The 16793-nt window shown below is 36.5% G+C and carries 15 protein-coding genes and 1 riboswitch; of the genes, 4 read left to right on the forward strand and 11 right to left on the reverse strand.

Features of this window, described 5'->3' with window-relative positions; genetic code table 11:
- The first annotated feature begins 183 nt into the window (after positions 1-183).
- Both wecB and N9I19_RS07295 read left to right on the forward strand, forming a co-directional pair.
- Complete coding sequence (gene wecB, locus N9I19_RS07290) at positions 184-1326, forward strand: non-hydrolyzing UDP-N-acetylglucosamine 2-epimerase (RefSeq protein ID WP_317777364.1); 1143 nt, start codon at positions 184-186, stop codon at positions 1324-1326.
- 298 nt (positions 1327-1624) lie between these two features.
- Complete coding sequence (locus tag N9I19_RS07295; protein ID WP_317777365.1) at positions 1625-2548, forward strand: hypothetical protein; 924 nt, start codon at positions 1625-1627, stop codon at positions 2546-2548.
- Positions 2549-2704: 156 nt separating this feature from the next.
- Here the strand turns inward: N9I19_RS07295 and N9I19_RS07300 are convergent, their stop codons facing one another.
- The 10 genes from N9I19_RS07300 to N9I19_RS07345 form a co-directional block, all read right to left on the reverse strand.
- Positions 2705-4246: a glycoside hydrolase family protein gene (locus tag N9I19_RS07300; RefSeq protein ID WP_317777366.1), complete on the reverse strand. Its 1542-nt coding sequence runs from the start codon at positions 4244-4246 to the stop codon at positions 2705-2707.
- A 106-nt stretch (positions 4247-4352) separates the two neighbouring features.
- Entirely contained in the window at positions 4353-5399 is a 1047-nt protein-coding gene (locus N9I19_RS07305) for a glycosyltransferase family 4 protein (RefSeq protein WP_317777367.1), read from the reverse strand.
- A 5-nt stretch (positions 5400-5404) separates the two neighbouring features.
- Positions 5405-6208, reverse strand: coding sequence for a glycosyltransferase family 2 protein (locus tag N9I19_RS07310; protein ID WP_317777368.1), 804 nt, complete (start codon positions 6206-6208; stop codon positions 5405-5407).
- Positions 6186-7406, reverse strand: coding sequence for an O-antigen ligase family protein (locus N9I19_RS07315; RefSeq protein WP_317777369.1), 1221 nt, complete (start codon positions 7404-7406; stop codon positions 6186-6188). Before N9I19_RS07315 ends, N9I19_RS07310 begins: the two co-directional genes overlap by 23 nt.
- Positions 7387-8853 (reverse strand): lipopolysaccharide biosynthesis protein, encoded by a 1467-nt coding sequence (locus tag N9I19_RS07320; protein WP_317777370.1) that lies wholly within the window; start codon positions 8851-8853, stop codon positions 7387-7389. Before N9I19_RS07320 ends, N9I19_RS07315 begins: the two co-directional genes overlap by 20 nt.
- 17 nt (positions 8854-8870) lie before the next feature.
- Positions 8871-9863 carry an NAD-dependent epimerase/dehydratase family protein gene (locus N9I19_RS07325; RefSeq protein ID WP_317777371.1) on the reverse strand — a complete coding sequence of 331 codons (993 nt, stop codon included), beginning with the start codon at positions 9861-9863 and terminating at the stop codon, positions 8871-8873.
- A gap of 22 nt (positions 9864-9885) precedes the next feature.
- Complete coding sequence (locus N9I19_RS07330) at positions 9886-10437, reverse strand: sugar transferase (RefSeq protein WP_317777408.1); 552 nt, start codon at positions 10435-10437, stop codon at positions 9886-9888.
- A 105-nt stretch (positions 10438-10542) separates the two neighbouring features.
- Positions 10543-11166 (reverse strand): CpsD/CapB family tyrosine-protein kinase, encoded by a 624-nt coding sequence (locus tag N9I19_RS07335; RefSeq protein ID WP_317777372.1) that lies wholly within the window; start codon positions 11164-11166, stop codon positions 10543-10545.
- The gene (locus tag N9I19_RS07340) at positions 11156-11899 is read right to left on the reverse strand and encodes a YveK family protein (RefSeq protein ID WP_317777373.1); all 744 of its coding nucleotides are present in this window, start codon (positions 11897-11899) and stop codon (positions 11156-11158) included. The genes N9I19_RS07335 and N9I19_RS07340 overlap by 11 nt, the downstream gene beginning before the upstream one ends.
- 86 nt (positions 11900-11985) lie before the next feature.
- The gene (locus tag N9I19_RS07345; protein WP_317777374.1) at positions 11986-13164 is read right to left on the reverse strand and encodes an acyltransferase family protein; all 1179 of its coding nucleotides are present in this window, start codon (positions 13162-13164) and stop codon (positions 11986-11988) included.
- A 1001-nt stretch (positions 13165-14165) separates the two neighbouring features.
- A riboswitch (cyclic di-GMP riboswitch) is annotated at positions 14166-14249 on the forward strand.
- An 18-nt stretch (positions 14250-14267) separates the two neighbouring features.
- On the opposite strand from N9I19_RS07345, the gene N9I19_RS07350 reads away from it, so the two are divergent.
- Positions 14268-14396: an anti-repressor SinI family protein gene (locus N9I19_RS07350; RefSeq protein ID WP_317777375.1), complete on the forward strand. Its 129-nt coding sequence runs from the start codon at positions 14268-14270 to the stop codon at positions 14394-14396.
- Between the two features lie 405 nt (positions 14397-14801).
- Here N9I19_RS07350 and purF read toward each other — a convergent pair whose 3' ends face one another.
- Positions 14802-16172 carry an amidophosphoribosyltransferase gene (purF, locus tag N9I19_RS07355; protein ID WP_317777376.1) on the reverse strand — a complete coding sequence of 457 codons (1371 nt, stop codon included), beginning with the start codon at positions 16170-16172 and terminating at the stop codon, positions 14802-14804.
- 236 nt (positions 16173-16408) lie between these two features.
- Between purF and N9I19_RS07360 the strand changes: the two genes are divergently transcribed.
- Complete coding sequence (locus tag N9I19_RS07360; protein ID WP_289337304.1) at positions 16409-16546, forward strand: hypothetical protein; 138 nt, start codon at positions 16409-16411, stop codon at positions 16544-16546.
- The last annotated feature ends 247 nt before the right edge of the window (positions 16547-16793 follow it).

A 16793-nucleotide genomic window follows, 5' to 3' on the forward strand; every position in this document is an offset into this window, starting at 1 on the left:
GCTTCTTCCGGGTTTTGTAACTAATTCTTTATCTAAAAAAATGTTTGAAAGAGTATTCAAGCTGCGTAATCGTACAATAAAAAGGTTGAAAAGATATATAAGTGATTTTTTTTGGAATTATATAAAATATTTAATGGTATCAGAATTAATAACATAAACTAAATTATACAAGGAGTTGAAATTATGAATAAAAAAATAAAAATTATGACTATTTTTGGCACCAGGCCAGAAGCGATAAAAATGGCTCCTTTAGTATTAGAATTAGAAAGGTATCCCGAAAGTATTAAATCTATGGTTACGGTTACAGCTCAACATAGAGAAATGTTAGATCAGGTTTTAGAGGTTTTTCAAATTAATCCGGATTATGACTTGGATATTATGAAAGACCGGCAGTCTTTGACAGGAGTTACTATAAATGCATTATCAGGGTTAGATAATATTATGAAAGAAGTGCAACCAGATTTAGTTCTAGTTCACGGTGATACTTCTACAACATTTGTTGCAAGCCTTTCTGCCTTTTATAATCAAATTTTAGTGGGACATGTTGAGGCAGGTTTAAGAACATGGAATAAGTACTCTCCATTCCCTGAAGAAGTAAATAGGCAATTAACTGGAGTTATAGCCGATTTGCATTTTTCCCCAACAGTTCAATCCAAAGAAAATCTTATACAAGAAAATAAAAAGCAAGAATCAATTGTTATAACAGGTAATACAGCCATAGATGCTTTAAAAACGACCATATCAGATTCCTATAAGCATGATCTTATAGATGAAATAGGCTCTGACAAAATGATTTTGTTGACTGCTCACAGGCGAGAAAATCTTGGAGAGCCTATGAGAAATATGTTTAGGGCAATAAAACGACTTTTAGCAGAAAATAGTGATATACAGGTTGTTTATCCTGTTCATCTTAACCCAGCTGTTAGAGAAATTGCTGATGAAATACTAGGTAATGATGATAGAATCCATCTTATAGAACCATTAGGGGTTATCGATTTCCATAACTTTGCGTCACGTTCCCATCTTATTTTAACAGATTCTGGTGGAGTTCAAGAAGAGGCACCGTCTTTGGGTGTTCCAGTCCTTGTACTTAGAGATACAACGGAAAGACCAGAGGGAGTAAAAGCAGGAACCTTAAGATTGGTAGGAACTGATGAAGATATTATTTTTCATACAGCACATGAGTTATTAAATAATGAAGAACAATATAATGCCATGGCTAAGGCAGCAAACCCTTATGGAGATGGAAAGGCTTCTACTCGAATTGTTCAAGAAATCTTATATCGTTTTGGTAAAGTTGATAAAGCTCCATCTGAATTTCAGTAATTATTGATTTTATATAGGAACTTCTTATTATAGAGACAGAGAGTCCTTGAAAGCTCTTTGTCTTTTTTAATAACTTGGATAAGAAATCCTTCTATTATATAAATACCTCTTGTTGACCTATTCTTTCTTCTATATTGAAATCCACAAACATTTCAGTCATAATTTTTTTAAAAATGCAACGATAGATAGCTGTCCTTTTCAAAATAGTGTATCGTCTGGAAGGGAATTCATCATTGATGGAACCTTCAATTAGCATTCGAACAATAGTAAATAAAAAAACTAAAAAGGGATGTGTTTCATGAAAAAAATAATCATTTTTTTCTTATGTTTAGTGCTAATTGTTTTCTTCATTTTTCAGCAGAAACATTCTATGTCGAATCACAAAGAGAAGATATACGTTGAAGATTTTAAAGGTGCCAATGATTCTGCGAAGATTCAGGCTGCTATTGATAAAGCACACAAGGATAAATTAAAGACCGTTATGCTCGATGATAGGGAGTATACGATTTCATCACCGATCATCGTTAGGAAGGGTGTTAAGCTGCTATTCGGTTATGGAACGAAGTTCATTGTGGAGGGGAACTTCAGGGTGCTTGAGCTTGGACAGAATGCTTCGATTGAAGGTGCTTATGTAGTGATAAATGATGCTCAATTTAATTCAGAGGTCATTTACTTAGATGGTAAGTATAAATATTATAATACCTGGAACAAAACACAAGTGAAGGATGTAAATATTATTAATTGGTCTGAAAGTAATCAGGGTACTGGGATTTCTTTATATGCTGGCGGTAAAGGTCATGAGATTTCTTTCGTGAACTTTGAAAATGTCAAGGTTGCAGGCATGAAGACTGGGGTAAAGTTAGTGGCTGAAAAACCGTCTTCTGGAAAGGCATGGATCAATGCTAATCGGTTTTTGAATCTATCTTTAGAAGATTGTGTGAACATGATTTCCATAAATAGTGGTTCTACCATTCCGAATGAGGCGAGTGGCAATCAATTTACGAATTTGCAGATACAGCCTTCAGGCAAAACAAAGAGCATTTTGAAGGTAAGCGGTCAATATAATAAGTTTGAGGGAATGTTCTGGGATTTGGACAAAATCACACTTCAAAACAATGTTATTGAACTTACGGAAAATAGCATGGGCACTAGCATTGATATCCCATCCTTGCCTATGAGCCGAATCACTGACAGGGGTCAAGCCAATATCTTGAATCAGTAAATAAAATCCAAAAAGGGTGATTAGCTAATATAAATGCACTCATCTATTATATTTCAAAATGATTAACTGGTACTATTGATCGTTATCCATATTAGGGGGAAAACCCTTTCAACTTTGGATAACGAGTATATATACCAGTTTTTTGAATTTTAAAGGTTATAGCTTTGAAGTGATAATTTGTCCTTGATCATTAATAGTCACTTTCCACCTTGTTCCGTTTGGTGAAGCCATTGTCACAGCTTTCCCTTTTTGAAGTTCTAAATCTCCATATAATGTTCCGCCTGTAGTCGGCAGCCAAGCTGTACCAGGCTGTAAGGATGATCTTGCGAAGATCCGGTTAATCCGGAATCGTTTATGCTCTTGTGTATAGCCGCTTAACGTCAGTTTCACTTTATACAGCACCTCTGCTCTTGCTTCTGAGATGACGGTGTTACCGGCATTAAATGGGAGGTTTTTTGCAACTGTCCATGGTCCATTTAAGCTTTGTTGATATTCAATCAACACCCGGCTGGGACTTTCATTCCAGCCAAAATAAATACCAAAGCAATTTAGCATATTAATAGGTTGTTTGGAAAAGTCCAATTCGATTACAACAGGTTGGGAACTAGGAACATCCAGGTAATTTACACTTTGCTCATCGAGTAAATTGAAACAGTTATTGATATTTCCTCCATAAGGGGCTTTTCCAGAAAGCTGACGTACAGCATAGCGGACGTTTGCATTTACTAAGAAATCGTCCTGATTCCCGACCAGTTGGGCTTTGCCTAAGGCAAGAGGTGGATATACTTGGAGAGATTCTTCATGAGGAGATGTGCATCGATTGTATTGGCCTTGGTCTAGAATGGATGTTGCTAGCTGGTTCGAAAAGAGGTAGTTGTGATGGGAAGTTGAGGAGAATTCAATGACCAGCGGGGGAGCGTCCATTCGGTAGATATCCCATATGATGCCTTCAAATATATTATAAGCACCTGAGCATCGAATGACTTTTTTCGTTTGTTTTCGGCATTGAACTTGAATTCCAGTAAAGGTGTTCCCGGAAATTTCGTAAGGTAAATCACTGTTTCCTACAATCTCGATACCGTACTGACAGCCATCTATAAAAATGGATTCGAAGGAGTTGGCATTAATCCAACACGGGGTGTCTATATTTAAAAGTTTTTCGGTTTTTAAATAGATGGCTGTATGGAAGTTTGTGATTTGGAGGGAGCTTACCTTAAAGAAACTGATGAAATCCCATGCTTGTTTACAATATAAATGGATGGCTATACCCTGATACGTTGTTGTACGGTTGATAATATTGATATTGGATATAGCTGTATGGTTATGGATTTCTATTTGCTGCTCCCCGGAAAGAAAAATGACGGATGAATTGAAGCTAGGATCCACGACTTCAATCGTCCCGCCGGAGATGGAAGCATCCTTCTGCAGCTCAAAAACCTGGAAATTACCGTTAACGATTAATGTTATCGTTGGATCAATTTCCAGTTGCACTTTCGACTTAATGACAATGGGGGAGGAGAGGGTATATTGTTTCTTCCCTGTAATGATAACTTTAGAGTAGTTATTAACTACACAATAATCAATCGCTGCTTGAATGGCTGGTGAATTATCCGCTAAATCCGGATTAGCGCCAAAACAATCAATATTGGCAACATCCCTGTTCTGGCAATCTTCAGGGAGGCTGAGTGGGTCTGTCATCTATAACACTCCTTTTAAAGTGATGTTATATAGCATATGATTGTCCAAAAACTATGTATAGGTAAAAAAACAAAAAAAACAAACGAGGCCATCGTTTGTTTTTTAATCATTGATAAGTTTTCAGTGTAGAATGAATCATATTAGAGAGGGAGAAAGAATCTTCTACCTTTTGTCTTGCTTTGCTTCCCAAGCGTTGTCTTAAATCATCATTACCTTGAAGTGATTTAATCTGTTTGGCAAATTCTTGTTCCGAATGATGTGAAATGAGAATCCCGGTTTCATGGTCCACAACCGCTTCTTTAATGCCGCCAACATCCACTGACATGATGGGCGTTCCAGCAGCCATTGCTTCCAGGACGACCATTGGGAACACTTCCCTAAGTGAAGTTAATAGTAGTACGTCCATATTGCATATGAATTCATACGGATTGGAGGCATTGCCTAGGAGCTTCACTTTATGGCGCAAATTTAAGTTTTTAATCATTTTTTCTACAAATTCCCGCTCTGGTCCATCTCCGGCAATATAGAACATCACGTTAGGTACATCTTTCAACTCATTAACAATTTTCAAGAAAAGCTCATGATTTTTCTCTTTTGATAGGCGGGCTAAAATCCCCACATTGAAAGTTTCTTTAGGCTGTAGTTGTTTAAAAGAAAAGTGTTCCACATCCACACCGTTGTATATCGTCCGTATTAGATCCTGCCTTACACCCAGCTGAAGTAGGTTATCCTTTTCAAAATTACTGATCGCGATGATTTGTTCTACATGCTTATTCAGCAGCCTTTTAAATAGTAAGGGCATCTTTTTTTCTAGGATCGTTACGTTATGCTTGGTATACACCAGTTTGATATTTCTTCTGGTCAGTTTCTTGATGGCGATCGAATATAGCAGCATTCGTAAACTATTGGCATGAATGACATCAATCCGTTTTTGGCTGACTTGTTTGCATAGTAGTTTAAGATTGGCAAGGTGATTATTTAAACGTAAAGGAATGAATTGTTGTTTGTTATGGATTTGCTTGTACAATTCACCCGTTGCAGCAGCAGAGTAAAACGTCATGTTTTCATCTTGGAGATGGTTTTCCAATTTACAAAAATACATCTCAGCTCCGCCTATTATGAGTTTATCGGTAAGTAGCAGGACATTGTTCATATACCTTATTTCCCTCCAGTTGGTATAGAGGCAGGCAGCGAACCTCTGTTTTTGTTGTATGCGTTATAGGCGTATTTGCTAAAATAAAAGTTAGCTTGTACAAAATTCAATTTTTCCTGACTTCGTAACAGTTTCCAATATCGGTAAGCAGCCTTCCATTTATTTCTTGAGGTAGAGTTACTGACAATGCGATATCTGGATAAGACTTTAGGTAGGCCATGCGCTTTATATCCTTGGCGTAACAGCAACAGCCATAATGCGGTATCCTCAGGCTGAATATCGGGCATTTCAATATGCTTGATTTGCAGTCTATCCAACATCACGGTCAAACAGCCAATCGTTGTATTTCCAATCAGTTGCTTATAATCCACCGTACTAGGTGCGCTTACTTCAACATCAAGAGAATTTCCTTCTTCATCTATTAAAGAATAGGAGGTGAAAGAAAAAGCAAGATTTCCCTTTTGCATAAATGTGACTTGTTCTTCCAATTTAGTTGGGAGCCATAGATCATCACTATCAAGAAATGCGATATAATCTCCATGGGCTTCTTTAATCGCTATATTTCTAGCGCGGGCAGCCCCGACATTCTTAGATAAAGGGATAAGTCTGATCCGTGAATCGTTATCCGAATAGGATTTAATGACATGAACCGAGTCATCCTTTGATTGATCGTCAACAATGATCATCTCCCAGTTAAAGTAGGTTTGATCTTGGACGGCTTTTATCGTTTCCGTTATAAAAGGCGAGCTGTTATACGAGGGAGTTATCACGGAAACTAAAGGTCTGTCATCCTTTTTGCTGTAGATCATTACTTTCCACCTCTTTTCTCTCATATAAGGAAATATATTTTAAAGTTAATGCTAAAAAGGAAAAAAATGCTTCATTAATCATGAGGGAAAGGGACATCATCTGTATTAAGAAAGCAAAAAGAGTAAGCACGATGAATGGTTTTTCTTTATGTAATTTAGTCTTGAATAATGTGATGATGAGCATCAATAAAAAGGAAATGTAAAACAGAAAGCCTATGATTCCAGACTCTACTAAAACCTCAAGATACGTATTATGAACATATAGCTTTTCATTATGCTCGAAAGCGTAATAATCGGAAAAATTGAAAGCACCAATGCCAAAAAGGGGATTGGACATAAAGTAGTTGATCGCCTGTCCCCATAATCCAAACCTGCCGCTGCCGCCATCTGTTGAAAAGTCAGTAATGCGGCTAGTGATAATTTCATTGAAATCTATTTTGATAATAGTTCCAGCAATATACATCACAGTTAGACATAACAAAGAAACAGTAATCATTTTGATTTTTTTTGAGAAATTGGCTAAGAGCATATACAAAAAGACCACCAGTACGAGCGCTAAAATACCACCTCTTGAAAAAGTCAGAAGGGAAGTAATCATACATAGGATGAATCCAATTGAGTGCTTGAATCCCTTTAAATGGGTTAAATAAAAGGAAAAAAATAATGTGTTGAAAAAAATGAAGATGTTCGGGTCATCCAGCAAACCGATTAATCGTGGATAATCCCTGTCCAATAATAATCCATATGATGTAATCTCAACACCTGTTGGAAATCTTCCCGTCACCTGTATTCCAATGATGTATAATAATAGGCTGCTAACGTTAAAGATGATCCCGACATTTGCAATCGAATTCTCAATGGCACTTACCGTTGTTAGCTCCAGTACATATCTCATGATGAAATAACAGCCAAGTACGAGTATCACGCCTAGGATGACCCGAATGCTCGATTCAGGGTATTGGGAAAAAGCACCGCTCAGACAATAGGTAAAATAAAATAAAAGCAATAGGATTTCATAATGGTAAAGGGTATGGAAATAAAAATCCCGAAAATGAATGCAGAAGAATATGGCTAGAAAAATCATGTAAATTTTTAATGAAAAACCGATGGATATATTATATTTACTGAGTGTAATAAAAAATAACAAGAGAAAGACTGACCACATGGAGGTGTTCTTATTAATTAGCAATCTTTCCATTCTCTTTTTGTCTCCCATCTTGTAAATGTTTGGTGTCATTTTTCTTTTTAAGGAATCCTGCGATTAGTTGTTTGATGTCCTTATCGAGTATCAACATTAGGCCAGTGACTAAAATGATGGTAGAAATCATGGCTATGAAAGGATACTTGGATAATGAATCGTGCATTAGGATGAAACTAACGGAAAAGAAAGAACCATACGGCAGGATGACCTTGAAAAATACCGTTCTTTTTTCTGGATTCGCAGCGACATAGCCAATGAATGATACGATTTCCATCGTTAGGACGGCAAAAGCTGAACCAGCAACTGCATAGTTGACACTAAGAAAGTAGAAGGAAACCAAACCGACGGTAATGGTCATAAACTGGACCATTGTACGCCTGTTCTGTAATCCCCTTGTTGTGAGACCGTCAGCAATCGCAATGTTGAAGCCTTGCAGAACGATTATAAAGGCCAGTATTTTTAAAGGCTGAACCGCAGATCCCCACTCGACTCCGAATAAAAGCGTGACGAGATATTTAGCCAAGTAGAATAGGGATATCGTCATGCACATGCCGATGTAGGACATGATTTTCATTTGCAGGATATTTAATCTAGTGTGTTCTGCAAGCTCGCCTTGGTTGTATCGCTTAAATAAAAGCGGAAAAAAAGCGCCTGCAATGACCCCTGGTATTTGGTATAAAGCAGAAGGAATCCGGTAGGCTACAGCAAAGAGACCAACAAGCGCTAAAGGCAGTGTTTTCTCTAACACCAATGGTCCCAATTGTGGGGTTAGCATGATAAATAACCCACTGATTAAAAACGGACCAAGATTTGTTAATAATTGTTTTTCGAAAGGGGATTTCCATTTTATTTCCGCTTTTTTCAGTAGTAGATAAAGGCTGTAAAGCCCACCGGCCAAATAAGAAAATCCATATAAGAAGGCTGCTGAATGGACATCCACTTTTAAGCCCATACTCACCGTGGTTGAGATGATTAAAGCAACGGATGAGAAGATTTTTATCGACGCGATGTATTGCATCCTTTCAGTTAATTGAAAATAGGTTATTCCGATACTCTGCATCGCCAGGCCAATGACCATGGGGATCATTAGGCTGTAGATCATATAAAGAATCTGTTGTTCTTTATAAAGAATCTGTATGCCGGCAAAGAAAACAAAAAAGGTTAAAAGGGAGCAAACAATCCGAATTTTAATATAAGAAGAAAATGCCTTCCCTAAGTGTTCCTTCTTCGATCCTTCCCTTAGGAAAGTATTACTTACCCCTAGGTCCGTAAAAAAGTTCATGACCATGGCAAGAGCAAGTGCCACACTAAAAATCCCATAGTTCTTTGAGTTAAAATAATTAGCTAATAGAATGAGAGTGGCCGCATTAAGGACATTAGATAGAATTGTACTGTAAAATAAATGGACAATATTTTTTAAAATAGAGTTCTTCTTTGTGTTCACTTTTTTCGCTCCCGATTTTATGACGATAAAGTCGTTGGCTTGAGTAGTGGTGCAGGTGAATGCAGTGCCTTTGCGGTTAAAGAAGGGTGATTTTGATTTAAATAATATTCATATGTGCTCTCAAGACCCTTTTCAAGTGAATGGGCGGGGTGCCAACCCAATTTTTGAATAGTCGTTTTATTACAGAGTAAGCTTTCTTTGATGTCCCCATTTTTCGCGGGCTGATAAATAGGAGATAAATCATGGGTGCCAAATGATTGGATAATCGAGAATAATTGATTGATGCTTGTACTAGTGGTTGATGAGATATTGTAGGTGCCGCTTCCTTCTGATTCCAAAGCTTTCAGGTTGGCATCAGCTACATCTTTAACATAGATGAAATCCCTCGTTTGAGTGCCGTCCCCATAAATAACGGGCCGCTCATTATTTATGACAAGATTAGTGAAGATCGATACGACACCGCCTTCGCCGCTTGCTGTCTGTCTTGGTCCATATACATTACTATATCGAAGATTCACATAATTTAAATCGTATAATTCTTTTGCAAGCTTTAGATAATCCTCTGCCGTTTTTTTTGATGCACCATAGGGTGATAATGGAGAAGTAAGATGTGATACGGTAATTGGCATGACATCAGCATTTCCATATACAGCCGCAGATGAGGCAAACACGATCTTTTTTACGGCATACTTGTGAGAGAGCTTAGCGATGTTTATCGTTCCCAAGATATTGATCCGTGCATCATTCGTAATGTCCGAAATGGATTTTTGTACACTAACTTGTGCAGCTTGATGAATGACATAGTCAGGTCTAAATGTCTCCATCGCATTATCGAGCAGGGCTTCATCTTCAACATTTCCAAAGAAGGGAGTGACATTGGCATGGACATTCCCCATAGTTCCGGTAGATAGGTTATCATATATAGCCACTTCATAATTATTACGGATTAATGTATCGACAATATGAGAGCCAATAAATCCAAAGCCCCCAGTTACTAGCACTTTATTCATTTTTCACTACCCCTTTTTTATATTATCTAGCTCCGTTACCAGTAAAGACTATGGTCAATGTTCGGAACAAAATCTTTATTTCCATAGCAAATGAGCGGTGTTGAATATAATATAGGTCGAAATACAGCTTTTCCTTTGGTGTTAAATCATACCCCCCATTTACTTGTGCCCACCCAGTAATTCCAGGTTTCACATATAAACGGCTTTTAAAGCCAGGCAAAAACGTTTCGAATTCTTTATAGAAATATTCTCTCTCAGGTCTTGGACCGATGAGCGACATATCCCCTTTTAAAACATTAATGAGCTGAGGGATTTCATCAATGCGTGTTTTTCGGATAAAGGCTCCTATTCTGGTAACTCTAGAATCATTTTCACTTGCCCACTTTGGTCCATTTTTTTCGGCATCGATGCCCATGGAACGCAGTTTAATCATATTGAAAGGCTTCCCATCCAGGCCCAATCTTTGTTGATAAAAAAAAGGGGAGCCTGTTGAATCAATAGGGATAAGAATGCAGAATAAGAATAAAATAGGTGCTGAAAGAATCAGCATAAAAAACGAGATGATAAAATCCATAGTGCGCTTTAGATTAAAATAAGATGATGTCGATAATGGTTTTATCAGGATTTCTTCCTGTCTATCGACTCTGGCCTTCGAATCCACTGGTTGTCCTCCTTGATTTTACGAAATGATCATTGAACCTGAAATTTCAAGGTTTGCCCTTTCAAATTGCATTTTCACACTTGCAATTTTCTCTAACTTATCTCTTCCCTCTTGTATCGCTAAAATTATGCCATCACAATATTTAGCAACGATATTTGCATCAGGTTTATTTAAACTATCTGATGTATGAAATAAAATGATATCAAAACTCTTTTTCCACTCTTCAATCAGGGTGGGGAGGGTCTCTAATGTTAATAAAGTTGCTGGTTCATAAATGACTTCGCTTGTAGGTATACAGAATAGATGACCCTTTATATGTATAGCATGATCGTTAATATTGGGCTTCTCATTTAAAAGCAAGTTGGTCAAACCGAATGAATTATCGATATTAAACACTTGATGCAGCGAAGGCTGACGTAGATTGGCATCCACTACCAGCACCCGTTTACGTTGCTCAGAAAAGGCAAGTGCTAAGTACGCGGTGGCATTTGCAATATTCTGTGATTGTGAAATGGATGTAATCATTAATATTGAATCGTCTTTTTGAAGGTTTGACTCGATATTGTTACATATCGAGTAAAATTGCTCTTTATTGATTTCATTTAGGTAAAAGGATTGTTTCCTTGTGAATTTAATACTCACTATATTCACCCCGCTTTGTGGAAGGTAAGGTTTTATAAGTTGTTTTACGCTTTCTGTTTTTCCATTTTGTATTCAAATCCAACCTTCCTAATAATGGGATGCCGAGTAGTTCAAGTTCCCGATCGGAGTAGGTCGAATCATCAAAGTGTTCTCTAAGAAGTGCTAAGCCTATTCCAGCGAAAAAGCCTAAAACGATTGAAATGGCTATAATGAATTTAGGCTTTGGGAAAAGCAGTTCTGCTTGTCCCATTTCATTATCAGTGAGAATGCTAATCTGTTTAACGTCGGTAATGTTCTTAAATGTAGAGATGGAATGCCTCGCGACAGTCTGGGCGATATCTTTAGCGGAATCAGGGTTCGAATCCTTGACGGTGATCGTAATAATTTGTGAATTATCTCTATTGGTAATGGAAACTTGCTTAAGTAGGTCATAACTTGAAGTCTTAAGGTTCAATTCCTCTTTAACCCCTATCATGATTTGAGGACTTTTAATGATGTCCATATAGGAAAGGGCAAGTTGTCTGTTCTCTTGAACTTTGTTTATCGAAGCGTCCTTTTCGTCTATGCTTAAAGATCCTGCCAGAACTTGAGTTGAGTACTGATAAGTTGGCTTTATAAGATACATGGACGAAAAAATAATGAAACCAGTAATGCAAACTGCAGAAAGTATAATGATAAATATTCGCTTTTTTAAGATTCGTATAAAATCTTTTATTTTTACTTTTTCATTCATCGATTTCACCACTTTTTTTAGAGATAAGTAAGAAAAAGAATACGTTTCTAAACTTTGCAATACGGCAGGAATAGAATAGTAAGCAATTATCCTAATTTGCGTTTTAGAGCTATCGGAACATTGGATATTTCTGTACCTTGTTTGTTTCTCGTGAAATACGATCCGAGGTTCATGCATGGTTTTTCCACGAATAGGTAAGCAACATAAGAGAGTAAAAAAGAAAAGAAAAATGAAAAGAACAATATTAAACCGGTAGGAAGCTTGTTATAGAATAGGTACATGAATGAGAATAAGGATATGAGATGATACAAATATAAGCTATATGAAATTTTCCCTAGAAACGTTAGCATTCTAGACCTTAAGAGACTTGAAACTTTTTGGGAAGATACGCTCATGGTGATAAATATGCAAACACCGGACGAGACCACATAATCCCTGAAAATATAATTGTTTAAAAAATCCACTTCGCCAATAATTCCTTCGTACATAAAACAGATAATCGCCCACATCAGCAATGAGGTTTTTACAATCTTTTTCATTTTAAAGGTATAGGCAAAGAGTGGATGTCGATATTTTGCTAATATAGCTCCCATTAAAAAAAGAGTACTATAATGGAAACTTAGAATAATGCTGGTTATATCCACATTAGAACCAAATAAATATAAACACACTGTCGAAGAAAAAATTAAAACAAAAAGCCATAATAATGAATATTTGAGCTTTCTTCGTATAAATAAAAGTACCAGTACAGGGAATATAATTGAAATTCTCATTTCGTGGACAAGTGACCATATTACATTGTTATATGCGTCTGTATTGAACTGACCAATAAACAAAAGATGTTCTAATAATAAGGCAGGAGTGTCCAAAGTTGTCCAAGATTTACTAAACCAGTCAGTGATAAAAGGCAAATCAATATGGCTTAAAAGCCTTTTCGCCAATATAGCCACGCTTATTGCCACTAGATATGGTATATAAATGCGAAACACTCGTTTTATTAAATATGTAGAATAGTGGAACTTAGCACTATTAACTGATAAATACAAAACAAAACCACTCAATACAAAAAATAGAATGACAGATTCATTTCCACTACTGAAAATAAGGCGTAGAGGAGTTTCCTTGAACAAATAAATCATATAGGGACTGTTTGAATCGTATTGATAATTTGAATAGGATGGGTAAACCATCAAATAATGCCCAATTAACACAATGAGAGCGGCTAAACCCCTTAGTGAGTCCAATTCCTCATATCTTCTAGTCATATCCTCCTCCGAATCATTTTTTTATAATATAGCACTTGTTCTTAATAAAGTATATATAGTTCTTTGAAACAGACAAATTTAGACAAAAAAAGTTAAAATTCAACAAAATTATCCTAATTCCCCATTATTAAATGTTTAATTGGAGTACTATTAGTATTTAATAATAAGGAGAATATTTGAAAAGTTAAATCGAAGTTTCAGATTATGAAAAAGGGATTTCGGGCTTTTGTCGAGGAGGGTAGATATTGTTTCTACCCTTAATTCACTTAAGGTCTGGATTTTGCGGATCATCCAGCAGTAATGGATTTAAAGAGGAAACATTCAAGCTACTGATGCTAATTAGTCTTAAGAGGGATACAAATTAGTTTATCAAATAGACCAATAATGCTGATTTACATAATAATGTAAAGATGGTAAGTTCAATTTGGATATTCGTTATAAAGAACGACGTGTTCGTTAGATTAGAAGTAACCTGTCAATTCTATTGAAGGATTAAATAAAGTATTGAAAAATGTAAAATAATAAATTCTACTTTTTATATACTTATCATTTATTAAAAGCAAAATCTCAATTAATGAGTAATAGAAGAAAGGATGAATTTTAATGCCTTTATACCAAATGAGAGAAATATGGACACCTTTAAAATTAGTTGGAGTAAAGTTTTTTAAAACATGATGAAGGAAGTATTTTTATGAAAGTTTTTAATAAACGTCGAAGAAAGTTAAATTAATGCATTTCTATAATGGTAGTTCAGGTTGTTTGTGATTGATAAAAAATTCCCTATTTGCCTAGTTTTAAGACGATTTTTTTGAAGAATTTTGTAGAATGTTGGCAGAAATTAACGAAAAGTATTAATGATTAATACTTTAGTTTTAAAGTATAATTAACATGAATATAGTATTAAAGGCTTAGAAAAAATATCTTGGGATGTTGACTTCTTAAAAAGGTAAAAGCGCAAATTTAGCGCTATGAAACTAAATGGGAAAATAAAATGTTAAATATTTTGAGAAAAGCAAACCTATTGAAAAGTAGGGACGCAAAATTACAGGTCTAAGGCTAAATGCTATGGCGGCTGAGTTACCACAAATGGGGCGGAATTTGTCATGAAAGCAAAAAATGAATTAGAAGAATGGGTTTATTTAATTTTAGAGGCTAAAAATTTAGGATTATCCATTGAAGATGTGCGGGAGTTCATTGTAGGTAATAGAGATAAAAAGTTCATAATGAGTTAATAAATATTTACTTTATGGAAGACTGATATTCAGTCTTTTTTTTATGGACTTTTTTACCAAAAACATATGAAAGGGTATCCTGAACAATGAATCATGGACACAATAATAAAATCAACTTATATGAGAGGGATTTTTATTATGGATGGACCTGCAAATATTATGAAGGGAATCATATGGGGAACTTTATTCAGTCTGCCCTTATGGTTGTCATTTTTCGGTTGGATCAAAATTATAATGAACTTATAAGATAAGAAATTAAAGACTCGGAATAAAAAGATACACTCATTGGTGATCGAGGAGTTCGGCTGTCAGGAGGAGAAATACAGCGTGGGTTTAATATTAGGAAAATGGGGTTTTAGGCATCACACAAAGACAGTTGTTTTTGTGTGGTGCCTGCCATATCCTTCAAATATCAGTTGGGTAAGCCCCACTAAAACAGGCTATACAGCGACTGCTAGTTTCTCCAAGATCTACATCTACTGCCTCTAATAACCCTTCGGTGCTTAAAAAGGCTAATGAATCTGCCCCGATAACCTGTCCCATCGCTCGTTCGTGTTCGTGTTTGTTGGCAAATAGTTCTTCCTTAGTTGGCATATCCACTCCATAAAAACAAGGGTTTCTAACCATAGGTGAACTAATTCTTACATGGACCTCCATGGCACCTGCTTGCCGAATCAATTGGACAATGCGCTTGCTTGTCGTTCCCCTAACAATCGAATCATCGACTAATACCACCCTTTTTCCTTCCAAGATTTCTTGCACAGCGCTTAATTTCAGTCGAACAGCTAATTCGCGCAATTCTTGCGTGGGCTCAATGAATGAACGACCAGCATAAGGGTTTTTAATAATCCCCATTTCATATGGAATTCCTGATTGTTGGGAGAAACCAATGGCGGCAGGGACGCTTGATTCGGGAACTGCAACGACAACATCAGCCTGTGTCGGATGTTCTTTTGCCAGAATTTGACCTAATTGCTTTCGGATTGCTAAGACACTTCTTCCTTGAATGACGCTATCTGGACGGGCAAAATAGACAAATTCAAAGGAGCAAAGGGAAACCTTACCTTTTTCCGCAAATCTTCCAGTTTGAATTCCATTTTCATCTATAAGAAGCCATTCACCCGGTTCAACTTCCCGCCAGAACTTAGCATCAACCGCATTTAAAGCGCATGTTTCTGAGGAGGCGATGATTGATTCGCCAATTTTCCCAAGGCTAAGCGGTCGTAACCCATGACGATCCAAGGCAATTAGCATTTGTTTTTCAGTCATTATAATCAAGGCAAATGAACCGTCGATACGTTTAAGCATATCAGGTGCGCTTTCTGCGAAATGCTTTTTACTTGAACGAGCTATTAAGTGGGCAATAATTTCAGTATCGGTTGTTGTTTGAAATATGCTTCCCTGCTGTTGTAACACATCCCGTTCTATCCTTGCATTTACGAGGTTGCCATTATGAGCAACAGCCAAGTCCCCCTCGCTATATTTAAAAACGAGGGGCTGTGCGTTTTGCAGTAAACTTTCACCAGAAGTTGAATATCGTACATGACCAATGGCCATATTTCCGCTTAACCCATCAAGGATGTCCCGTGAAAATACTTGGGTAACTAATCCCATTCCCCTGTGATTCCTGAATGATTTCCCATCACTAGCCACAATTCCTGCACTCTCCTGACCACGGTGTTGAAGTGAATGAAGTCCGTAATAAGTTAATTCGGCTGCTTTGGGGTGATTAAACACTCCAAATACCCCGCATTTCTCCTGCATTTCTGCATCCATTTTTCTCTTCCTCTCGTTGATGTCCTTTTTGTTATTTTTGGCAAAGGGTGAATTTCTATCCTTTTTATTTACTAATAGGTAAATGGATATGGATTTAAAATTGCAGCCATGAGAAAATAGTGAATAATACCTAAACGTTTTCGGTTGTATGCCGATATAACTATAAAGATCAAGCAAAGGGACTTCGCGGAAGGCGATGTCAGATAGCTGCCATCAAAATAAAAGGAGATTATTTGATGACAAAAAACAAATTCATTACGTTCGAGGAAGTTTATGAAAAGAAACAGAGAAGCAAGAAAATTTTTATCGGGACTTATATCACCATTACTTTAGTATTGATTTCATTGATGACTTATTTAATGGGGCAATCATAGAGGGTATCGAAGGGGCTGAGGAATCGCCCCTTTTTTTGGTTTTTTTTCATTTGGATCTTACACCAAATGAACTGCATGTATTCAACTGCTGATTTTCATATTCCGTCAGTTATGAACTTTTTGTGATCATTTCTTTAAAAATTCAGATTTTACCCTTTTGTAGATTAATTCCGCTTGCCAATCACCACTTTTTATGTGATTATCAAATAAAAAGAGCTATATTCCTTATTTTTGAAAAAAAGGATTA

This window comes from Peribacillus sp. CSMR9 (genome assembly GCF_033141925.1).
In the GTDB taxonomy this organism is placed as follows: Bacteria; Bacillota; Bacilli; order Bacillales; family DSM-1321; genus Peribacillus; species Peribacillus simplex_A.